Below are 20,955 nucleotides of genomic sequence, written 5' to 3'. Positions count from 1 at the left end.
CCCAGCACCGGGCGTTCGCGCGGGCCGGGGCGCACGGCATACCTCAGGTTCGACCCGTAGGGTCGACGCCATGCGTCGCCTGCCCCTCACCGCAGCACTGGTCTCGGTCGCCCTCGTCGCATCCGGGTGCACCGCCGTCGGTGACCTCTTCGACCGGTCCGCGCCCGCCCCCTCGTGGTCGGCGCAGGAGCCGCCGGCCGGGATGGAGGGCACCGACACGTTCTACGAGCAGCAGCTCTCGTGGCAGGACTGCGGCGGCGCCCAGTGCGCCCGGCTCGAGGTGCCCCGGAGCTACGAGGAGCCCGACGGCGCCACCATCGAGGTGGCCGTGCTCAAGGTCCCGGCCCGGCGCGGGTCGCAACGGATCGGTTCGCTCGTCGTCAACCCGGGTGGCCCCGGCGGGTCCGGTGTCGACTACGCCCGCGCGGCCGACTTCGTCGTGGGCTCGTCGGTGAGGCAGCGGTTCGACATCGTCGGGTTCGACCCCCGCGGCGTCGGCCGTTCCGCCCCGATCGACTGCGTCGACGACAGCCAGCTCGACGGCCTCCTGGGAGCTGACCCCACGCCCGACGACCCCGCCGAGGACCAGGAGTTCGCCGACCGGTGGAAGGGCTTCGCGCAGTCGTGCGCCGACAACGCCGGCCCGCTGCTCGGACATGTGTCGACCGTCGACGCCGCCAAGGACATGGACGTCCTGCGGGCCGCGCTCGGCGAGAAGAAGCTGCACTACCTCGGCAAGTCCTACGGGACCTACCTCGGCGCGACGTATGCCGGTCTGTTCCCGCAGCTCGTCGGTCGCTTCGTCCTCGACGGCGTCGTCGCACCCGACCTCACCGCCCAGGAGGTCAACCTCGGCCAGGCCAAGGGCTTCGAGACCGCGACCCGCGCCTGGGCGAAGTTCTGCATCGACAAGGGCGACTGCCCCCTCGGTGGCTCGGTCGACGAGGTGATGCAGGGGATCCGTGACTTCTTGGCCAGGGTCGACGACGAGCCGCTGACCGAGACCGGCGACCCCGCGATCCCCGCGCTCACCGAGGGGTGGGCGTCGACCGGCATTGCCGCGGCGATGTACGACGAGGGCATGTGGGACGGCCTCGTCGAGGCGATGCGCCAGGCGCTCGCCGGCAACGGCGCCGAGCTCATGGGGCTCGCCAACAGCTACGCCGACCGCAAGCCCGGTGGCGGCTACTCCGGCAACATCATGGAGGTCATCTACGCGGTCAACTGCCTCGACAAGCCCGAGTCGGACTCGGTCGAGGAGCACGCCAGGGCGGCCGAGGCGTCGAAGGCCGAGGCGCCGACGTGGGGCCCGTTCCTCATGTGGTCCTCGCTCACGTGCGGCTCGTGGCCGGTGAAGACCGAGCGTTCGTCGCAGCCACCGTCGAAGATCACGGCGGAGGGGGCGCCCCCCATCGTCGTCGTCGGCACGACGCGCGACCCGGCGACGCCCTACGAGTGGGCAGTGCGCCTGCACGACCAGCTGGCCCAGTCCTCGCTCATCACCTACGACGGTGACGGGCACACGGCATACACGCGGTCCAACGACTGCGTCGACAAGCCGATCGACACGTTCTACACGAAGGGGACGGTGCCGGAGGACGGCCTCGAGTGCTGAGCGCCGTGGGGCGTGGGTGGCTCGGTGTCGCCTCGGGTCCACCTCGGTTTCGCGATGGGCCCGGGTTGTTCGTATACTCGTGCGGCGTGCTCGACCCAAGGGTCGGACACCGCGCCGCTTTAGCTCAGTCGGCCAGAGCGATTCACTCGTAATGAATAGGTCGTCGGTTCGATTCCGACAAGCGGCTCACTCAGAAACGGCTCCCCACCTGCATAAACAGGTGGGGAGCCGTTCGTGGTTCTGGCGTCAGTACACTCCAAAGTCCACTCTAAGCACGTCTGGACGGTGCTCTTCGTGGCGTTCGTCGCGACGATGCTCGCCCTGACCTGGACGGCATACCAGCGCGCGAACGCCGTCACGGTCCAGCCGACGTGGCAGCAACCGGTCGTCACCGTCGACGACGCTCGCGTGGTCGAGCTGGCTCAGCAGTGGGGTTCCCCGTTCCGTGTCGAGTTCGCGGCCAAGGCCGACGTGCGGGTGTCGTGGGTAGACCTGACCGGCGCGGCCAAGGCAGGCGGCGACCTGCGCGGCGACGCCGAACCGGTCGTGGACGGCGACCGGATCGTCGGGTGCGCGATGCGGCTGGACCCGGCACGCGCCACGGACGCCGTGCTGACGCACGAGTTCGGCCACTGCCTCGGTCTGGCCGGTCACCTCTACACCGAGAAGTCGCGCAGCCTCATGGTCGCCGGCGGCGAAGAGGACCGCGAGCACGGCAGCGCCACCGTCACGGAGTTCGACCGCACGGCGCTCGCCGAGCTCTACGCCTCACGCTGAGGTTTCCGCCGGCGCAGGCTCCACCGCTTCACGCGCCGGCCGTTGATCGTGGTCCAAGCGCCGCCACCCTCGTGCCAGGTGCGCCAGCCCTGCGCATCGAGGCGCTTCGCCCAGTCGACCTCGTCGCCGTCGGTCTCGGGGTCGTAGTCGGCCAGGGTGTACTCGAGCACGGCGTGAGGGTACGACCGCGGCCTGACAACGCGAGAAGCGCCCCACCTCCGAAGAGGTGGGGCGCTGTCGCATGTTGTGGATTCGGGCTGTCAGGTCCACCACGAGACGGGCCGGACGACGTGCGAGCCGGAGACCTGCGCGCCGAACGCGCCCTTCGACATGGCGGTGTCGTAGGTGGCCTGCGTGGGGAGGACGTGCGCGATCGTGATGCGTGACCCCGCGAGCCCGAGCAGCGTGTCCCAGTCGGCCTGGCTGGCGTTGTACTCGAGGCCGAGGGAGTCCCACGACGAGTGGTCCGTCGCGAGGATGCCGGTGCCGATGTTGACGGCGTAGAAGAACCCCCACGAGAACAGACCAGCGGCTCGCGCCTCGAGCCCGATGTGGGCGGAGTCGCCGTAGGACTTGATGATCGCCCGCGCTGGGCCGACCTCGGCCAGCAGCTTCGCGTAGAGCGCCTGCCGGCCCGCGAGGTTGATCGACTTCGGGTCGAACATCGTGACGTGGGTGTCTCCGTATGCCGCGATGTACTGGTCGAGGCTCATGTAGGGGCGGGGGATGCCTTGGGCGCCGAGGACGTTGTTGAAGGCCTGCACTTGTGCCCACGTCATCGACGCGATCGCGGGCTGCCCCGTGACGCCGGAGGTGCGGTTGATGTCGTCGTCGTGGAGGCCGACGAACACGCCGTCGCTGGTGCGGCCCAGCGACACCTCCATGACGCCGTACCCGAGCCGGGCGGACTGGGTGTAGGCGTAGAGGCTCATCTCGGCGTAGCGGGTGGAGTTGCCTCGGTGCGCCATCGTGAAGCCAGGCGTGGCGAGCATCTCGTCGACGTCGCGAAACCCGCGGAACATGGGCACGAGCGCGGTCGGAGTGACGGGCAGCCCGGCGTCGTTCGTGACGTAGACCTTCGTCGTGGCCCCGTTGCCGTCGAACGCTGCATGCCCGGGGCCGGGGTCGTGAGCTGGTGGCGCATCTGCGGTGCCTCGCAGGACGACGACCTGTGCGTGGGGTCCGGTGACGGTCGCGGCCCAGGTGATGCTCGCGGCGTCGGTGGGGCTGGTGTCGTAGGCGCGGGAGTACATGTGGAACGTGGTGCGGGAGCCTGTGACGGGGCCGCCCGTGTCGGTGTCGGTGACGAGGGTCCACCCTGCCGGCGTCGAGGTCGGTGAGCTCGCCTGGTTGGCGGTGGCCTCGCGACCGGACACGAAGAGGGCGAGCATGGGCCGACCGGTGGTGAACGCGACCGCCTCGGCGCGGCGCCCGTTGGTGATGGCGGTGCCGCCGAACGCGCTCGCCCCACCGGTGGGGGTGCTCGGGTCGACGTTCTTGACGGCGAACATCTCGGCGACGTACCGGCCGCCGCCGGTGAGGTTGAAGGTGTAGCTCGCGGGCTCGGCGGCGGCGTCGGTGACGAACTTGGCCCACACCGACACGAGGCGGACGTTGTTGTCCTGCACGTAGGTGGCGCTGATCCGGGTGAAGCCGTGCGCGTTGGTGTAGTCCCCGACAGTGGCGTTCTGCTCGCGCACCGCGAACACGAGGTAGTCGCCGTTGACGAGCGAGGCGGGCTTGGCGATGGTGAGCGTCGCAGACCCGGTCTGGTTGACGGCGCGGGTCTTGTTGACCCACTGCGGGTCAGGGCGCGGCACGCAGCACCACCAGAGTGTTGGCCGGGGTGCCAGCAGGCACGTCCTCGCCGGTGGTGCCGACGGCGAACACGACGTCGCTCACACCGTCCGCCCCCGCGGGTCCGGGCTCACCGGAGACGACGACGTTGCCGGCGCCGTCCGGGCCGGTGCCGTTGACGGTGCGCACGAAGCGGCCGTCGGCCTCGGTCTCGGTGAAGTAGCGGCTGTCGTGGTTGTGCGTGGCGGGCGCGTAGTCGCTCGAGGCGGTAGCAGCTGCGGTACCGAGCGTCGGCCGCCCGCTCAGGGAACCGTAGGCGCCGTCGAACGACGACGTGCCCGCGCCGATGTTCGCCCGCGCCTGCGCCTGCTCCGGGGTCGACAGCGACTGGGCAGCATCGACCCGGACGCGCTTCCCCAACGCGGCGGTGAGGGTGGCCGCGAGGTTGGGGTCGTTGCCGAGAGCGGCCGCGATCTCGGCGAGGGTGTCGAGCGTCGCGGGGGACGCGGCGGTGAGCGCGTTGACGAGGGCCTGCGCGTGCTCCTGCGCAGCGGTGAGCGTTGCCGCATCGCCGTCGCTGCGAGCGGTCGCCTCGGTGGTCAGCGCCGCGGGCTGGACGGCGCTGTCCGCCTTGTCGCCTTGCGCTGCTGTCGCGACCTGGGAGAAGTCGACCGAGAGACTCCGGTTGGCGGACAGGTCGCCGCCGCCAAGGAGGCCGGCGCCGGTGGCGATCTGCCGTGTGGGCTGGACCGCCGTCGACGAGACGGTGATCGAATCGCCCGCGTCGTTGACGACGATCTGCACGCCCGTACCGGCGACCAGCGCGGAGCCGATCACGTCACGCACGATCTCCGGGTCGGTGTCGCCTCCGCCTCCGCCCGTCGCGGTGATGGTGAAGGTGTCGCCGGCGTCGTCATGGGTGACGACGACCCCAGACCCGGCCACGACGAACGCGGCGACGAGGTCGCGCACCGTCTCGGCGAGGTCGGTGATCGAGTTCGCCGGCTGGACGTGGCCGGGCTGTGACGCCGTATCGGCCTTCGCGCCCTGCGTGGTCGTGGCCGCGCCGACGGTGGCCGCTGTGAGCACGACAGCGCCGGTCTGCCCGTTGACGGACGCGACTGCGCCGCCTTCCCCGCCCGGAACCGGGACGGCAACGTAGCGGGCGGGGTCGATCCCGGTCGGCACCTGCACGGGCGTGACGGTGAGCAGATCGATCGTCGCGCCGTCGACCTTGGGAGCCTCGAATGTGAAGGGCTCGAAGCCTGTCGCAACGTACCGAAAGCGGACATGCCACACCATGCCGGGCTTCCACTTGAGCTCGACCGAGAATGCGCCTTGCTCGTCGAGCTCGACCTCGACGTCACCGAAGTTGACCGAGTCGTCCTCGATGAAGGTGCCCGGCGTCGGCGTGAACACGAGGGTGCCTGCCTGCGGCGTGCCCGGGGAGTCGGGGCGCTCGAGACGGCCTGTGACGGTGAACGACATGAGGGCTCCTGAGTCAGTTGGCGTAGACGCGCTCGGCGGTGTTGCAGTCTTCGACGTGGTAGCGGGGTGCGCCGCCCGGCCAACGGAGGAACCCTTGCCCGCCCTGGTCCTGCGTCGGGTTCGCGAGGGCGTGGTTGTTGCCGCGGTACAGGTGCGACCCGAGGACGCGGATGCGTCCGCGAGTGGCCGGCCCGCCCTCGTAGGAGACATACCCGGCGAGGTGGCACTGCTCGTAGGTCAGGGTGGGGTGCATCGGGAAGCCCCACGGCGACTGCCCCACGACCCGCGTCAACGGGTAGTCGTAGGAGGTGGTGTTCTGGATCGACGACTGGTCAGTGCAGTGCCGGAACCCGACCGTGCCGTGACCGAGCTCGCAGTCGAGGACGCGATGGTTCGCGGCCTTCGGCTCGAAACGGACACCCTCGAACGAGAACTGTGCCGCGCCCAGGTTGTTGTAGTTCAGGCCGAGGTGGATGAACCGCATCGCGGGCGCGGCGCTGGACGACGCCGACCACGACCCGTTGCGGACGTGCAGGTTGCCGCCCTTCACGAAGTCGATCAGTGTGCCGCCGGCCAGGATGAAGAAGCAGTCCCGCATCCAGTAGTCCAGAAACTGGTTCTGTTGGTTGTAGGTGCCGGAGATGCCACCGACCTTGAGGAACGCGTCGCTGTAGGTGGCGGTCTGCCCGGAGATGTGGGCGAAGCTCATCTCGGAGTTGAGGTTGGCGGTGGAGCCGCCGTCGAACCCGAACACGCGCTTCCAGTTGCCGCGGAAGTTGAGGCGCTCGAACGTGCATCCTTGGTTCTGGTTGGCGCCGCCGCCGTCGTGGTAGGCGTACAGGAACGACGCGTCGGGGTGTGCCGACTCGACGGTCATGTCCGCGACGCGGGCCATGCGCAGGCGCTTGTTCGCGGACATGAGGTTCCCGACGCGGGGGTCGCTGCCGGTGCTGGACGGTGTGAACCGCAGCGTCGTCGTCTCCCGGCCGGAGCCGACGATCTCGACACCGAAGAAGCCGTCGTTGTTGCCGTCGGACGGGGTGAGCAGCGCGTCGTTCTCGCGGATGTCGAACACGCCGGGAGGGAACAGCATCCGTTTGCGTGCCGCACCCGTGCCGGCGCCCTTGGATGCGAGGAGCTCGTCGCGGGCAGCCTTCACCGCGGCCGTGCTCGAGTCCTTGACGGTGACGGTGTGCGGCTGCTCGTTGACGACGGTGACGCTGACGGCGGCCACGGTCACGCCGTCGCTGTGAACACGGCCGTCACGCCGTCGTCGCTGGTGAGGGTCCAGTCGCGCGCCTGGTCGACCACGACCACGGCGGTGTCGGCGGCGGGTTGGCGCAGCACCGCGGACACGTCGGCCTCGCCGACGCCTGCGACGGACACGCGCACCTGCACGGGTGTTTCCGCGTACTGGTCGCGGTCGGTGGGGCCGGTGACGACGGTGAGGGTCATCTGGTCGCCGGGGTTGTAGACGGGCCGGTCGAAAGCTGCGGTGATGGCCATGCGGAAGTCCTCAGGTCAGTGTGGGAGTTCGCGGGAGAGGTAGCGGCCGAGGCCGATGAGGACGAGAGCCGTCACGGTCGCGTCGAGGATGAAGCGCTCGGCGAGACCGTGACGGGCGAGGTCGATGTTGCGACCGGCGATGGTCACCACTGCCAGCCGAGGGCCAGCGCGAGGACCGCGAGGAGGATCCGCTTCATGCCCGTCACCTCCCCGAGTAGTCGTCGTCGATGTGCGGGTCGAATGTCTGCGAGCTCGTCGGCAGGGTGCCGGGGATGAGCTGGCTGGCGACGTCCTCGGTGGGCAGCACGGGCGTGACCTGCTGCGGCGACGGGTCGACGGGGTCAGCGACGGGGGAGGTGCGGTCGCGGTTGATGAGCGAGAACCCGACGGCGACGGCAGCCATGAGTGCGCCCTGCTGCGAGTCGGACATCGCGAACCCGAACCCGGCTGCCAGAGCGACGACGGCCTTGATGAGGCCGATGACGCGGGCGAGGCCGACGTCCTTGGTGGCGTAGCCGACGTAGAAGCCGGCCGCGGCGGAGACGACGGCCATGACGAGCGCGGCCTGCTCGCCGCTGATGAACGCGGCGAACGACAGCGCGAGCGCGAGGAGGGCCTCGATGAAGCCGACGACCATGGCCGGCTCGCGACCGAAGATCGTGACGCCCTTGGGCGGGTCGATGACGCGGGCGGGCTCGAGCGCGCTCATGCCTGCGCCTCCTGCTCGACCTCGGTGACGGCGTCCTTGACGGCCTGCTTGGTCTCGTCGACCGTGAGCGGTGCGCCCTTCTGGGCGAGCGCCTCGACGATGCGACGGGTGGCGCGAGCGTCGACGGCGGCGTTGAAGGCGTAGGTCCAGATGGACCAGACGGCCCGGGAGAACGGCCAGGTCTTGCCCTTCTCGGTGGGGTGCTGGATCTGCAGTGCCATGAGCTCGTCCTCCTCGGACGTGTTCGGGGTGACCGGGGCGGGCGCCGGGGTCGGGGAAGCGGGAGGGAACAGGGCCGCCCAGGTCTTGGTGTCGACGACACCGGTGACAGGCAGGCCCTTGGCCGTCTGGAAGGTGCGGACCGCGGCCTCGGTGGCGGGTCCGAACGAGCCGTCTGCGGTGAGGGAGAGGGCGTTCTGGACGCGGGCGACCTTGTCGCCTGTGGCGCCGCGGCGCAGGTCGGTGCCGGCGCTCATGGCGCGGGCGACGTCGGCGCGGAAGTCGGGCATCGACATCTTGCCGGGGTCGATCTTCCCGCTCTCGCTCGTCTCCTTGTGCCCGGCGACGCGGGTCGCAGGCCAGCCGTACGCCGTGCACAGGGCCGCGACGAGCCGGACGTACGCGGAGTACTGCGCGGAAGTCCAGCCCTCGAAGCCGGTGTTCATGGCCTCGATGCCGACGTAGAGCTCGTTGCCGTCGCCGGCCGGTATGCCGCCGAACGCCTTGGCCTTGCCAGCGTGGTTGGCGCGACCGGCGGCCATGACGTAGACGACACCGGTACGGGAGAGCGCGAGCTGCGCGAGCGGTGCCTTGAGGTCGGGTCGGCCCTCGAGCGCCATCTGCTCGGCGGTGCGCCGGGTGTCGCCGGCGCCGGCGGTGTGGTGGCAGAGCACGCCGCGGGGGTTGAAGTCGCCGGGACGCCCGCGGGTCTTCCAACCGGGGATCTCGACGACCGTGAGCCCGGCGGCGCGGGCGATGGTGGCGAGGTCGGTGAGCAGCCGTGCCATGTGGGTCCTCCTGGTCTGGGCATGGCGAAGGCCCCGAGGTGCACTCGGGGTGGTGGCCGCTCGAGGCGGCGACGGGGTCAGTGGTCGTCCGGGACCGGAATGCCGTGGTCAGCCATGAGCTCGTGACACAGGCGGTGCCGGTTGATCGTGTGGGCGTGGTCGGCGATCTCGTCCTTGAGCTCGCGCTGCAGCCCTTCGTAGGCACGAGTCGCCCACTCGTCGGACGGTGGCGGGATGACTTGGCCCTGCTGGACCGTGGCGGGGTCAGGGCGGGGACCGCGGCGACGCTCGAGGAAGTACCGGATGACGACCCACAGGCCGGCACAGGCTGCGGCGAAGATGGGAAGCGCCTGCAACGCGAGGGAGACCGCGCGCTCCATGGCTACTCCCGCGTGGTGTCGGCTTCGGCCAGCGGCGCCGGGTCGGCGGGCCGGGGGTGGGCGTGCGCGGCCTTGAGCTTCTTCTGCTCGCGCCAGATCTGCCCGACCCGGGCGAGCATGCCGACCACGATGCCGCCGAAGATCGTGGTGAAGTTCGACGCAGAGTCGAAGCCGATGACGAGCACGACGCAGGTGACGAGCACGATGTTCATGGCCGCGGTGAGAACGCAGCCGGCGGCTTCGCACCAGAGGGGGATGACGGGGAGGCGCACGGTCGGCGCGAGCATCGCGGACGCGAGAACCACGGCCGGGCCGATGAAGTACAGCGACGCCCACAGCGCGGTGAGCGGTCCGCCGAGCTTGGCCGTGACCCACTCGTGGCCGGCGACGTCGAGGATGTGCAGGAGTCCGAGCCACGTGAGAACGACGTAGAGCGTGATGGCGGCGGCGTGTCGGGTCGACGTGATCGACAGGGCCTTCGTCATCCGAGCACCGGGCCCTTCTTGCGGGAGAAGAGGTAGTAGGCGGCGAGGATCATCAGCGCCCAGGACAGGCCGGTGTAGGCGATCGCGCCGGAGGGGGCTGTGCCGAGTCGGGCGGAGGCTTGGATGAGCGCGAACCCCCAAGCGGTCCAGATGAGCGACTGTGCGCCCAAGGACAGCGCGAGGGTGCGGCGGCCGCCGGGGATCGCGGTCACCGTGGCGAGGGCGAGGGCGAGCATGCCGGCGCCCCACTGCTGGATCGGTCGCCATTCGTAGGTGACGGTGAAGCCTTTGGCCGCGAGGTAGGACTCGGGGTTGGTGAGCTGTGTGATGCCGATGCCTGCGGTGATCGCGGTGAGGATGAGCGCGATCGCGAGGATGTAGTGCTCGGCCTGGTCGAGGCGGTTGCCTGCCTGGTGGATGACGCGGCGGACGATGGTCACGTGGAGCCTCCATGGTTGAGGGCGGCGCCCGGCGCCGACGGGTGTCTCTCAGCCCCGCACGGTTTCCAGCCCAACTGGTTGCCGTGCGGGGTCTGTTGCGTCAGGAAACGGTGGTGACCGCGCTGTAGTACGTCAGCGTGACGCCGGCAGCCTCAGACCACGCGTGACCCGCAGCCGCCGCCAGATGGTTCGCGCCCGTGTACACGACGTTCCCCACTACAGCGACCACGACCGCCGATCCCGACGCGAACGGCGCATTGAACGGGATCGCGAGAACCTGACCGGGCAGGATGTTCGTGGCGTCGTTGACTGTCATCGTTCGCGCGTCCGTCACCGACGTGATGGCGACGGCACCACCGCCCGCGGCGGTCAGGGTGCCGAGGGTCGCGCCCGCCGCGAACTGTGACTTGACGAACGTGCCCGCGACCCGGCGCACCAGATCGTTCGAGCCGACCGTGACCGTCTGCGTGGGCGCCTCGAGCTGCACACCCATCTGCTCCACCACGAACCCGGACGACGCCGGGTAGAACGCCTCCGCGATGCCCTGGTTACGGATCGGGTAGAACGGCTTGTGGCCCGCCGCGCAGCGGATCATGTTGCCGCGCACCGTGCCGTCCGTCTGCGAGCCGGAGCGCGCCGCGACGGTCTCGATCATGTTGTCGGTGAGTGTCCCGTAGATGGACGTCTGCGAGAACACGTTGCCCTCCGCGACGCGCCAGTTCTTCGTGTTGCGGACGATGCGGACAGGCTCGCGCACGTTGACGAACTTGTTGCTGGTGACGTCGAGGCCGTCGATCCACGCCGACGACGCGTCTGCGACGTAGGCGAGAACGCCGAACCCGCCGCAGTTGTCAACGGTGTTGTTGATGACCTGCACGCCCGTCAGCGCCACCTCCGTGTAGAGGCGCACAGCCGAGTCCGCGGACGAGTAGACCCCCGACACGCGGCGCACCGCGTAGGTGACGACGTTGTCGCTGATCTTGAGGTCGATGAGCGGCGACGTCTGCGTGCCGTCGTTGCCGGGAGCACCGGGCGTGCCGAGGTACATGCTGACCAGCGCACCCGCAGCAGCGACGCCCACGTTGTTGATGGTGAACGCGTTGCGGCGAATCCGGGTGCGCTGCATCGGCGCCGGCGACGTGACCGCCATGCCCCAGATTTCGACACCGAACCGGGTGACGGTCATGCGGTTGTTCTCGATGACGTTGTCGTCGGCGCCCTTGGGCCAGCCGGGGTAGTAGGTGGCGAGCGGGTCGATGTAGGTGTTCGCGGTGAAGATGACGCCGTTGCGGAACTTCGACGAGCCGGTGGTCTTGTTCCCGGCGACCGTGTTGCGGTGGCCCTGGAACTCGATCGCGGTCTGTGCGACGAACGTGTTGGTGGTCGGCTCGATGACGGTGAAGGAGTTGTCCTGGTAGCGACCGTCCATCGAGTTCGACCACAGCACCGACATGTCGAACCAGCCGAGGGTGTACCCGGTCAGGTCGACGGTGATGTTGTTGTCGCGGAGCTTGACGTTCGCGCCGACGTGCTTGACACCCCACACGCCGTTGCAGATGAGGTCGCACGACTCGATGGTGATGTTGGCGCCGATGAGGTTGAACAGGGTGCGGGCCTTCGCGAAGTCGCCCGCGGTCCCCGTCATCCCGGTCGTGCCGGCACCATCGACGGTGAGGTTGCGGACGGTGAACCCGTCGCACGACCCGGTGGTGGGGTAGCAGAACAGGAACGCCCAGTCCGTCGTCCCGGTCACCTTGAGGATGGACCCGCGGCGGTCCTGCCCCTCGATGGTGACGTTCGCGGGCGCGGTGAGGGTGCGGGCAGCCTTGCCAACGATCTTCCACGTCCCGGTCGGAACCCACACGACACCCTTGGTGGTGGCGGCGGCGTTCATCGCGGCCTGGATCGCGGGGCCGTTGTCGGTGGCGGCGGTGGTGGCACCGTAGTCGCGGATGTCGTACCGGTTCAGCGCCCCGGCGAGAGCGACGCGCGTGTTGGAGGTGGTGCCGTTGATGGCTGCTGCGACGGCAGAGTCCGCGGGCGCGCCGACGAGGTTCGCGGCGTTGGTCGCAGCCGTCGCCGAGGTCGCGGCAGAGGACGCAGCAGATGTGGCCGCCGCCTCGGCGGCGTTCACGTCCGCAACGAGGTCCGCGACGTTCGCGAACTCGGGCGGCACCGGCTCGGCGTTCACGATGGCCGTCACGGGCGCCGACGCACCCAGCGACGCCGGAAGCATGCCCGCGAACGACAGCCGTCGCGCATTGCCCCGGCCGCGCCCGCTGATCCCATCGAACTCGATGTCGACCGTGTACGTGAACGTGGAGCGGTCCGCGGCGAGGATCTCGGGACCGTCCGTCGCAGGCACCGTGAACGTCACCGACTGCTCGGTCGTCGCGGACTTCGGCGCGGGCACCACCGAGGACAGGAACCCGCCGCTCGTGAGCCGCACAGTGCGGGACGGACGGATCGTCGCGGTGTAGGACCGCACGCTCGACCCGTCGCCCGCAACACCCAGGTGCGCGAGCTCGGGGTCACGCGGGTCGATGATGAGCTCGATCACGCTGCACCCCTCCACAGAACATCGAACGCCATGACGGACGCGTCGCCGCCGACGTCACGGGTGGCGCTGCCGGAGGCTGGGTTCTGGTAGACCTGCACCTCGATCAGGTCGCCCGCGGCGACGTTGAACGCCGCCGTGACGGGCACCGAGCGGTCCGAGGTGGAGACGTTGCTGCGCTTCACCGAGCCGCCCCCGAGGATGCGAACGTTGATCTGGCCGGCAGGGGTCGCCGCGAACAGCGCCTGCGCCTGCACCTGCACCTCACCGGCGATGAGGCACCTCACCTTCCCGGCGGTGACCTCGAACACGTCAGCGTCAGTCGTCGCAACGGACCAGCCGAGGCCGGACCATGCGCCGGCGCCGAGGGCCGCGACCGACCCGAACGTGCCGGACGCGCGAGGCATACGCCCCCCGGCGGGCACCCACTGGTTCGACGTGCCGCGCCACCGCCAGAGGGTGCCGTTGTTCTCCGTGATCGCCCAGCCGGACTGGCCGGGCGGCATCGTGGGACGCGCCAGCAGCAGGGCGGTCTTGTTGGCAAACCGCAGGATGGTGTGCGTGTCGAGCCAGTCGGCCTGGGCCTGCATCCCTGCGGGCCAGTCCTCACGGGGGTTGATCGTGTCCGGGTCGATGATCGGGTAGCCCGACGGCGTCTCGAAGAAGCCAGCTGGTGCGGCCATGGGTCAGTTCTCCTAGGCGAGTCGTTGCTTGAGGGAAGCGGAGTCCCAACGGACATCCACGGTCGAACCGGCGGCCGCCTCGCTTCGCAGACCGACGCGGCACCACTGGTGGCCGGTCGGGATGACGAAGTCGGCGAACAACAGAGGCCACGCCTCGCCTGGGGCGAGCACCTGAGCCAGCAGGTGGAAGGTCGCAGCGGGGTTGAAGTAGGCGGCGTCATCCTGCGTGGCAGCCGTGAGAACCTCGATGTCGACCTTCAAGTCGGTCGCGCCAGTGGGCTTGGCCGATACGAACGCCGACACGCGGTAGGTGGCTCCCGCGTCGACTCGCGCGGCCTGCGTGCGAAGCACCACGGTGTTGTGCTGCCAAATGCCCGGTGGCGAGGTCACCCGCGCGACCTGAGTCCCCGAGAGGGGCGAGTCGGTGCTGACGTCCAGCGGGTCCGGCTCGCCTGTGCGGAAGTCCCATGCAGGCTGCCATTGGTTCGGCCACTCGCCCGGGATCCCGGCCTCGAACCCCGGGTTCGACAGGAGCTCTGGGCCGAAGATCATGCCCCCGCTCTCGTCCGGGCCGGTGCGGGTCGACACGATCTCGAACCCGCCAAGCATCGGCAGAAGCGTCACGACGGAGCCGATCTCGAGGGATGCTGTCGTGGCGCGGTCCGAGAGGTAAGCGGGGACTTGGCCACCGCCAACCTCAACGATGTAGAAGCCGTCGGCGCCAAGCTCCACCACCCGGCCCGGGCGTCCGATCGCGTCGTTGCGCGGGCTCATGCCGACTCCTCGTCCAGATCCGACAGGCCGTCGCCGAGCTTGGCCACCCGACCGGAGGCGCGCATCGACACCCCGAACAGGTCCGGCACGTCGACGTCGTCGATGACGACCGAGTAGCGGCGGCGCCTGCCCTGCGTGGTGGTGCGTATGCCGTGCACGTCACCGGCTTCGACGCCGGGATGCATCTTCGCCTCGTAGTCCACGGAGACGCGTGCACCAGACGTGCGGGTGACGATCGCGCGGGCCATGAGGTCGCACTGCGACTTCGACGTCGGCACTGCTGTGCGCACGACCCGGGTAACGGTGCCGATGGCGCTGGTGCCGGTGTCGCTGAACGCGTCGGTGTAGGAGCCGGTGTGACGGGCGCCGGAGGGGTGCTCGGCCTGGACAGCGACGGAGTTCACGACCTCCTCGATGTCGGCCTCGGCGTCGGCCTCGATGAGCAGGTCGTCCGATGGTGACCAGACTGGGCGGGAGTAGATGCCGCCGATACGGCGCAGCACGACCCAGCCGTCGGGGCGCAGGAACGTCTCGCAGCCGATCGACGTCGCGAGCTCCATGATGACGGCGGCGCGGGAGTCGCTCTCCATCCACGTGACGCCCGGCATGGCGCTGCCGTCGTAGGACTCGTCGATGAACCCGCGGATGAAGGGGATGGCCTCACGCCACAGCGACTCGATCTGGCCCGCGATGGTCGCGCCGGCGATGGAACGGCGGGGGGTGAGGAAGCCGTGACGTCCGACGCGACGTGCCAAGTCGGTGAGGGGCAGGGACAGGGTCGCGCCGTCACGCGAGGGGCGCCCGACGACGGCCCACATGATCGGGATGGGCCGCCCGACGCCCTCGACGCCGCGCCAGAGCCGCACGGCCACGCCGGGGACGAGCAGGTCGCGGACCTCGCGCGAGTTCGGGACCTCGATCGTGCCCGTGCGGCGCACCAGGTCCCCGTTGGAGATGCGGTACGCGCCGTCGACGACGTCGAGGTTGCCGCGCTTGTACGCGTGGTGCCAGACCTGGGCTCGGAGGCTGATGTTGTGGGGGCCGCGCAGCGCCTCCTCGACGATCTCGGAGCCGTAGATCACGGCATTCCGCCCCAGAGCGTCGGCATCCCAGCCCACCACTTCGTGGGCATCAGGTCCCAGCCGTAAGCGTCGGCCTCGATCACCGACGGCCGGTCCTGCACGAGGTAGGGCAGGGTGAGGATCCGGCGCGGCGACTCGCAGGCGTTGATGAACCGTCGCTTGGAGACGTCGAGCACGCGCACGTACCGCGGGCCCTCGTCGTCGTGCCCGGGGTGGGTCGAGAGGAAGAGCACGGTCTGGTCGTAGAGCAGGTCCAGCAGGCCCATGACGTCCTCGCGCGTAATGCCGTGCACCGTCATCGACGACTGCACCCAGTCACGGTTGCCCGTCGCGGCCGACATCGCTCGGCCCGAGTAGGGGCGGGCCGACGACACGCGCGCTGGCATCTCCACGTCACCCTCAGCCTGCACCTCGAGCGGATACGACAGCTCGGGGCGAGACAGGTGCACCAGCCAGTTGCCGACGTCCGGCAACGCGACCGTGTCCCAGTCGCCTGAGTCGCCCTCGTAGGTGAGGGCGACACCCTGCGGCGCCTCGTAGTCGTAGATGACGCCGTTGACCACGCCACCGCGGACGGTGACGACGTCGCCGGAGGCGTCGGTGCGGGTGACGGCGGCACCGTCCGTCTCGAGCTTGACCCGGGGCGGCCACGCGTCCGGCTCTGCGGTCGCGATGAGCGTCATCACTCGCCTCCGTTCTCGCGGCTGCGGGTCTGGTGCGTGGAGACGATCCGTCCGAAGTCGCGGCCGTCGACGCGGAGCCGCAGCCCGCGAATGTCGGCGCCGAGCGCAGCAATGGAGTCCTGCAGGGGCGCAAGGTCGGAGGCGGGGGCACTCACATGGACGATCGGGGAGCCGGTCGACAGCGCCGGGCGGGCGGCATACTGCGCGGCCCGTGACGTCGACATGACCGCGCCACCGTCGGCGAACTTCGGGACCCTGCCGGCGCGAGCTGCGGCGCGCAGCGCATACATCGCCGCCTGGCCTCCGACTGCCTGAACCTCGGCGGCCGTCCAGACGTGCTCCCCATTGGACAGGCGGGCCGGAATGGAGTCCGACGTGGCCGTGCCGGCACCGAATACCGCACCACCGCCGGCGCGGGTGATGCCGCCAGCGGTCGAGCGACTTCCCGAGGTCGTGTAGTCGGTGTTCACGCCGATGTTGATGCGCTTGTCGCGCAGCCGTGCGATCTTGGCGGCGGCGGCGTCGAGCGCACTCAGGCCCGTGACATTGGCGGCGACCGTAACCTTCTTGCCCTTGAGGGTGTAGATCTTCCCGTTGAGCTTGACGACCCGATCGCCGGAGGCGGTGGCGCCGAGCTCCTGCACCTTGACCGTCTTGTCCTTGAGGCCGAAGATCGCACCGTCCATCTCGACGATGTTCTTCGTCGAGGGCTTGGCCCTGCCGGCCTCCTGGACGGTGACGGTCTTGCCGTTCAGACCCTTGATGACGGTGTTGAGATTGGTGACCTGCTCAGCGGACGTCTCGGCGCCCACGGCCGAGACCAAGGTCGAGACCTTCTCGGGGATGAGTCCGTAGTTGTCGGCCAGCTGCGCGGCGAAGGTGGCGTTGTAACCCATGGCGACCGCGGTGGCGATGAAGTCCTCACGGTTGCGCTTCATCGTCGCGCCGATCTCGCCTGCACCGCGGCCCATATCGACCTGGGCCGCCGACACTTCGAGGTAGGAGGCCGAGAGCTCGCGCAGCGCGGTCTCCTGCTCGACCTGTGTGCCCTTGATGGCGTCGCGTGCGGCCTTGAAGGCTTCGCTCGAGTTGGAGATCGCCTGCTGCTCGGCGCGTAGCCCGCCACCGAGGGCGACGATGCCCTCCTTGACACCGTCGAGGGCCTCCGCGTAGTCCTCGGCCGACTGAGCCGAGTCCTCCATGACGCCACCGACGGCCTTGAGCTCACCCGCGGCGTCGCCCGCCGAGCCAGCCGCGAGCTTCTGCTGGTTGTCGGCCTCCTGCAGCGCCGCGGCATACGCCGGCAGGGAGCGGGAGGCGTCCTCGGCTGAGACGCCGGCGGCCTTGAGGAACTCCGCAGCCTTGTCGCCGTTGCCGGACGCGACGAGCTGCGCGAGAGCCGCGTCGTAGGACGTGAGCGACTCGCGAGCAGAGTCGATGCCGCCGCCGAAGAGGTTGGCGACGGGGGAGACCTTCTCGATGACGGAGCCGAAGGTCGACCCGGCCGAGGTCGCGGTCGCCAGAGAGGTGGCGAAGTCGGCGGTGGCGTCCTTGCCCTTGAGGATCTTCGCGGTCGCAGCCTCGGTGCCGGTGACGCTGGCACCCATCCAGTCGGCGATGACCGAGCCGGACTTGTCGAAGAGCGCCGTGGCTGCGGCAGCACCGGCGGCCGCGGCCCCGATGACGCCGAGGGTGCGGGCGTACTTGCCGCCGCTGATGCCGGTGGCGTCGAGCGACTCCTTGAGGTCGAGGACGGTGGTGGTGAGCTTGATGGTGCCGCCGACAGCCAGGAGCGCGGCCGCACCGATGCCGGCGACGGTGGTGATCGCGGTCTGCGCGGGCTGGGGCAGGTCGGCCATGGCCTGTGCGACACCGGAGACCGCGTCAGATGCCTTGACGATCGCGGGAGCGAGGACGGCGCCGAAGTCGATCGCGGCGTCCTGCACGTTGTTGCGTGCGATCTTGAGCTGGGAGGCGGTCGTCGCGTAGCGCTTCGCGGCCTCGTCCTGCAGGGCGTTGTTCTGCTCCCACGCGGTCTTGCCGAGCTTGAGGGAGTCGGTGAGGATGTCGCCGGCGCCGGCGAGGCGCAGCAGGACGGAGGTGTTCTCCGTGCCCGCGATGCCGACGTCCTTGAGGGCCGCGACCGCGTCGCCGCCGGACTCGTTGATCCCGCCGAGGCCACGGACGAAGAGGTCGATCGCGGCGACCGGGTCAGCGTTCCACTTGGACGCGAACTCCTCGGCAGAGACGCCCGCGATCTGGGCAAAGCCCTCCATGGTCTCGCCGCCCTCGATGACCGCAGAGTTGATCTGCTGCATCACCCGGGACATGACGCCGCCACCGAGCTGGGCCTCGATGCCGACCGACGACATTGCGTTGGCCAAGGCGAGGACGTCGGCCTCGGTCGCCCCGATGAGCTTGCCCGCGCCGGTCAGGCGCGTGGCCATCGAGACGATGTCCTTCTCCGTCGAGGCCCCGGCGTTGCCGAGAGCGACGATCGTGGAACCGAGGCGCTCGACGCCGACGGCACCCTCGCGGGACATGGTGCCCATGACGTTGCTGATCTGGGCCATCGACGTGGCGGCCTCGTCAGCCGTCAGGTTCGTCGACTCGCCCATCGCGATCATGGTCTCGGTGAACTGGAGGATGTCCTCGCGCTTCACACCGAGCTGCCCGGCAGCCTCGGCGACGGCCGCGATCTCCGTGTGCGTGGACGGCAGCGTCGTCGCCAGGTCGCGCAGACCGCCCTCGAGCACAGCCATCTGCGAGGCGGACCCGTCGACGGTCTTCGTGACGCCCGCCCACGCGGACTCCCAGTCGATCGCGGCCTTGCCGGACAGGGCGAGTGCCGCGCTCACGGCGAGGCCAGCCTTCGCCGACGCGCCAGCGACGTCGTTGGCGGCCGCGCGGCTCTTGGCCGAGGACCCCGCGACCTCCTTGCCGAAGCCGGTGACCGCTGCCTTCGCCTTGAGCGTGTCGGAGATGAAGCGGTCGACGTCGGCGCGGTAGACGGCGGTGACGGTGCGCTGGGTCACTGGCTCACCGCCCTCTCGTCACGTCGTCTGTGGCTGCTGCGTCGGGGCGAGATGGGCGGTCCACTGGTACTGGCCGTGGTCGTGCGAGCCCGCCTCTTCGAGGGCTCGTCGGAACTCGGCTTGCGCCTTCGCCAGGGCGTCGCACTTGAAGCACAGGAACGGCGGCGGAACGACGTACTTCCCGGACGAACCGGGGGTGCCATCGTTGGCCTCGTCCATGGACTCGTCCTTGTGTGCCCCGCAGCCGCCACTGCACAGCCCGGCCTCGTATCGACGGAGCGCGACGAGAAGGTCACGGTCCTCGTCAGTCGGCAGGGAGCCGCGTGGGCGGATGCCCCACCACTCCGAGGGGAGCAGCCCGGCCGAGCGGGCGACCGTCAGCTCTTCGGCGGCGGACTGGTCAGCGACGAGGACCTCTGCGAGAAAGGGACGGTCACGCCGACCCCCAGGTGTGCGGCGTTCGCGGTGGCGGCGATCGTCTGCAGGAAGTACTCGCCCAGCCCGGCGACGCCCTTGGCGCCGCGGTGGAGCGTCTGCAGGTCCGTCCACTCGAGCTCGATGGGCTGCCCGTTGATGGAGACGACCTGCGCGGCCCAGATGCTGTAGTCCCGCTCGCCGGCGACGCCGTCCGGTGACTCGGGGGTGGACTCCTTGATCTCGGCGATCTCGGCCGAGGACAGGCCACGCATCTTCCACGTGACGATGGACTCGAGCATCTCCTCGCGCAGCGCCTCGAGCTCTTCGGCGACGGCGTGGGCGTCGATCTCGTTCTGGCTCATCCCGGCGGCGCGCTCGTCGACGACGTGCGCTTCGGGGCGCTCGAGCTTGGCGGCGAGCTCTTGGATGCGGCCCATGAGGTGGGGCTTGCCGCAGACGTCGATGCTGCGGGTGGTCAGCGCGGTGCCGGCCATCCATGAGCGGAGGTCGAAGGTCTTGGCGTCGGGGGCGCTGGGCTCCTGCTCGTCGATGCCGAACGCGGCGCCCGCCTTGGTGGCTGCGGTGGCCTTCGCGGGGGTGCGCTTCTTGGACACGGTGGTGCTCCTCTGGTCGGACTGGTCGGGGTTCTGGTCGGAAGGGGTGACGCAGGGGGGGTGCGGGGCCGTCCGACCAGAGCCGGCCCCGCACCCGATCTGGGGGACTCAGGCGGTGAGCGCCAGGTCCTTCGCGCGGCCGCCCGGCTTCACGAACACGGCCTGCGAGACGCGGCCCTTCGTGTTGCGGGTGAGCGGGAGCTTGCGCTGCGGGCCGAGCTCGATGGCGTAGGCGTCGACGAACTGGGTGGTCGCGACGGGCGCGTTCCCGGACTCGATGCCGTAGCGCATGACGAGCACGCCCTCGGAGCCCTCGGTCATCGCGGCGTACGCCTTGTTGCTGACCGACGCCGGGTTCTGGACGTCGTAGATGTACTCGAGGTCGTTGATCGTCCACGTCGTGGAGCCACGCGACTGGCCGGGGTCACGCAGGCAGGCCCGGTCGTCCTCGATCGTCTCGGTCGCGGCGGTGGGCTCCGGCGGGGTCGTGAAGTAGCACCCGACCTGCACCGTGTCTGCCTCGAGGAGGTCGGCGACGGAGACCGACGCGACGCTGGTGGCGCCCGGGATGAACCAGGCCTGGAACATGCCGCCGGCGTCGAAGCCGGGGGGGACGTCGATGCTGAATGCCATGAGGGTCAGGCCTCCTGCGCCGGCTTGCCGGCCTTGTCGGTGCGGGTGGTGGGCTTGGCGCGGGCCGGGAGCGGCTTGCCGGTGCCGTCGACGGCGGCCTTGTCGAGGACCTTGAGGTCGTCGGAGCTGTCGGCGACGACGCGGGTGACGGTGTGCTCGTTGCCGGACCGCTCAGAGCGGACCCGGACGAGGTCGTAGGGCGAGCCCTCCGACTTGGAGGCCCCGCTGGTGGGGCCGCTGGTGTTGCTGGGCATGGGTGATGCCTCCCTGTGC

General features: G+C 69.9%; 23 protein-coding genes and 1 tRNA gene. 3 read left to right on the top strand and 21 right to left on the bottom strand.

Annotation, left to right across the window (positions count from 1 at the left end):
* Positions 1–70: 70 nt before the first annotated feature.
* The 3 genes from ACSQ11_RS02700 (at position 71) to ACSQ11_RS02690 (ending at position 2,392) form a co-directional block, all read left to right on the top strand.
* The gene (locus tag ACSQ11_RS02700) at positions 71–1,615 is read left to right on the top strand and encodes an alpha/beta hydrolase (RefSeq protein ID WP_436002791.1); all 1,545 of its coding nucleotides are present in this window, start codon (positions 71–73) and stop codon (positions 1,613–1,615) included.
* Positions 1,616–1,728: 113 nt separating this feature from the next.
* Positions 1,729–1,802: transfer RNA gene (locus ACSQ11_RS02695), tRNA-Thr, on the top strand.
* A 107-nt stretch (positions 1,803–1,909) separates the two neighbouring features.
* Entirely contained in the window at positions 1,910–2,392 is a 483-nt protein-coding gene (locus ACSQ11_RS02690; RefSeq protein WP_436002789.1) for a hypothetical protein, read from the top strand.
* Here the strand turns inward: ACSQ11_RS02690 and ACSQ11_RS02685 are convergent.
* The 21 genes from ACSQ11_RS02685 to ACSQ11_RS02585 form a co-directional block, all read right to left on the bottom strand.
* Entirely contained in the window at positions 2,377–2,562 is a 186-nt protein-coding gene (locus ACSQ11_RS02685) for a hypothetical protein (RefSeq protein ID WP_436002788.1), read from the bottom strand. The genes ACSQ11_RS02690 and ACSQ11_RS02685 overlap by 16 nt on opposite strands.
* A gap of 90 nt (positions 2,563–2,652) precedes the next feature.
* On the bottom strand, positions 2,653–4,212 hold the full coding sequence (locus tag ACSQ11_RS02680; protein ID WP_436002787.1) for a glycerophosphodiester phosphodiesterase: 1,560 nt from the start codon (positions 4,210–4,212) through the stop codon (positions 2,653–2,655).
* Entirely contained in the window at positions 4,199–5,677 is a 1,479-nt protein-coding gene (locus tag ACSQ11_RS02675; protein WP_436002785.1) for a hypothetical protein, read from the bottom strand. Before ACSQ11_RS02675 ends, ACSQ11_RS02680 begins: the two co-directional genes overlap by 14 nt.
* A 13-nt stretch (positions 5,678–5,690) precedes the next feature.
* On the bottom strand, positions 5,691–6,911 hold the full coding sequence (locus tag ACSQ11_RS02670) for a hypothetical protein (RefSeq protein WP_436002784.1): 1,221 nt from the start codon (positions 6,909–6,911) through the stop codon (positions 5,691–5,693).
* A 2-nt stretch (positions 6,912–6,913) separates the two neighbouring features.
* Complete coding sequence (locus tag ACSQ11_RS02665; RefSeq protein ID WP_436002783.1) at positions 6,914–7,183, bottom strand: hypothetical protein; 270 nt, start codon at positions 7,181–7,183, stop codon at positions 6,914–6,916.
* A gap of 15 nt (positions 7,184–7,198) precedes the next feature.
* Positions 7,199–7,330 carry a hypothetical protein gene (locus ACSQ11_RS02660; RefSeq protein WP_436002781.1) on the bottom strand — a complete coding sequence of 44 codons (132 nt, stop codon included), beginning with the start codon at positions 7,328–7,330 and terminating at the stop codon, positions 7,199–7,201.
* Positions 7,331–7,385: 55 nt separating this feature from the next.
* Positions 7,386–7,892 (bottom strand): hypothetical protein, encoded by a 507-nt coding sequence (locus ACSQ11_RS02655; protein WP_436002779.1) that lies wholly within the window; start codon positions 7,890–7,892, stop codon positions 7,386–7,388.
* Positions 7,889–8,899, bottom strand: coding sequence for a peptidoglycan recognition protein family protein (locus ACSQ11_RS02650; protein WP_436002778.1), 1,011 nt, complete (start codon positions 8,897–8,899; stop codon positions 7,889–7,891). The genes ACSQ11_RS02655 and ACSQ11_RS02650 overlap by 4 nt, the downstream gene beginning before the upstream one ends.
* Before the next feature lie 77 nt (positions 8,900–8,976).
* Positions 8,977–9,279, bottom strand: a complete 303-nt coding sequence (locus ACSQ11_RS02645) for a hypothetical protein (RefSeq protein WP_436002776.1) — start codon at positions 9,277–9,279, stop codon at positions 8,977–8,979.
* A 2-nt stretch (positions 9,280–9,281) separates the two neighbouring features.
* Positions 9,282–9,764, bottom strand: a complete 483-nt coding sequence (locus ACSQ11_RS02640) for a hypothetical protein (RefSeq protein ID WP_436002775.1) — start codon at positions 9,762–9,764, stop codon at positions 9,282–9,284.
* On the bottom strand, positions 9,761–10,204 hold the full coding sequence (locus tag ACSQ11_RS02635; protein ID WP_436002773.1) for a hypothetical protein: 444 nt from the start codon (positions 10,202–10,204) through the stop codon (positions 9,761–9,763). The genes ACSQ11_RS02640 and ACSQ11_RS02635 overlap by 4 nt, the downstream gene beginning before the upstream one ends.
* Positions 10,205–10,304: 100 nt before the next feature.
* Positions 10,305–12,764, bottom strand: a complete 2,460-nt coding sequence (locus ACSQ11_RS02630) for a hypothetical protein (protein ID WP_436002771.1) — start codon at positions 12,762–12,764, stop codon at positions 10,305–10,307.
* On the bottom strand, positions 12,761–13,444 hold the full coding sequence (locus ACSQ11_RS02625; RefSeq protein ID WP_436002770.1) for a hypothetical protein: 684 nt from the start codon (positions 13,442–13,444) through the stop codon (positions 12,761–12,763). Before ACSQ11_RS02625 ends, ACSQ11_RS02630 begins: the two co-directional genes overlap by 4 nt.
* Positions 13,445–13,456: 12 nt before the next feature.
* Entirely contained in the window at positions 13,457–14,218 is a 762-nt protein-coding gene (locus ACSQ11_RS02620) for a hypothetical protein (RefSeq protein ID WP_436002768.1), read from the bottom strand.
* Complete coding sequence (locus ACSQ11_RS02615; protein ID WP_436002767.1) at positions 14,215–15,300, bottom strand: hypothetical protein; 1,086 nt, start codon at positions 15,298–15,300, stop codon at positions 14,215–14,217. The genes ACSQ11_RS02620 and ACSQ11_RS02615 overlap by 4 nt, the downstream gene beginning before the upstream one ends.
* Positions 15,297–15,983: a hypothetical protein gene (locus tag ACSQ11_RS02610; protein ID WP_436002766.1), complete on the bottom strand. Its 687-nt coding sequence runs from the start codon at positions 15,981–15,983 to the stop codon at positions 15,297–15,299. The genes ACSQ11_RS02615 and ACSQ11_RS02610 overlap by 4 nt, the downstream gene beginning before the upstream one ends.
* Positions 15,983–19,018 (bottom strand): phage tail tape measure protein, encoded by a 3,036-nt coding sequence (locus ACSQ11_RS02605; protein ID WP_436002765.1) that lies wholly within the window; start codon positions 19,016–19,018, stop codon positions 15,983–15,985. The genes ACSQ11_RS02610 and ACSQ11_RS02605 overlap by 1 nt, the downstream gene beginning before the upstream one ends.
* An 18-nt stretch (positions 19,019–19,036) precedes the next feature.
* On the bottom strand, positions 19,037–19,237 hold the full coding sequence (locus tag ACSQ11_RS02600; protein WP_436002764.1) for a hypothetical protein: 201 nt from the start codon (positions 19,235–19,237) through the stop codon (positions 19,037–19,039).
* Between the two features lie 158 nt (positions 19,238–19,395).
* On the bottom strand, positions 19,396–20,049 hold the full coding sequence (locus ACSQ11_RS02595) for a hypothetical protein (RefSeq protein WP_436002763.1): 654 nt from the start codon (positions 20,047–20,049) through the stop codon (positions 19,396–19,398).
* Between the two features lie 108 nt (positions 20,050–20,157).
* On the bottom strand, positions 20,158–20,682 hold the full coding sequence (locus ACSQ11_RS02590) for a hypothetical protein (protein WP_436002762.1): 525 nt from the start codon (positions 20,680–20,682) through the stop codon (positions 20,158–20,160).
* A gap of 5 nt (positions 20,683–20,687) precedes the next feature.
* A complete protein-coding gene (locus tag ACSQ11_RS02585) occupies positions 20,688–20,936 on the bottom strand; it encodes a hypothetical protein (RefSeq protein ID WP_436002760.1) in 249 nt (82 codons plus the stop codon).
* Between the last annotated feature and the right edge of the window lie 19 nt (positions 20,937–20,955).

Source organism: Knoellia sp. LjRoot47 (assembly GCF_964253435.1).
GTDB lineage: Bacteria > Actinomycetota > Actinomycetes > Actinomycetales > Dermatophilaceae > Knoellia.
Note: the sequence above shows the minus strand (reverse complement) of the source record. Positions and strands in the feature narration are given on the sequence as shown.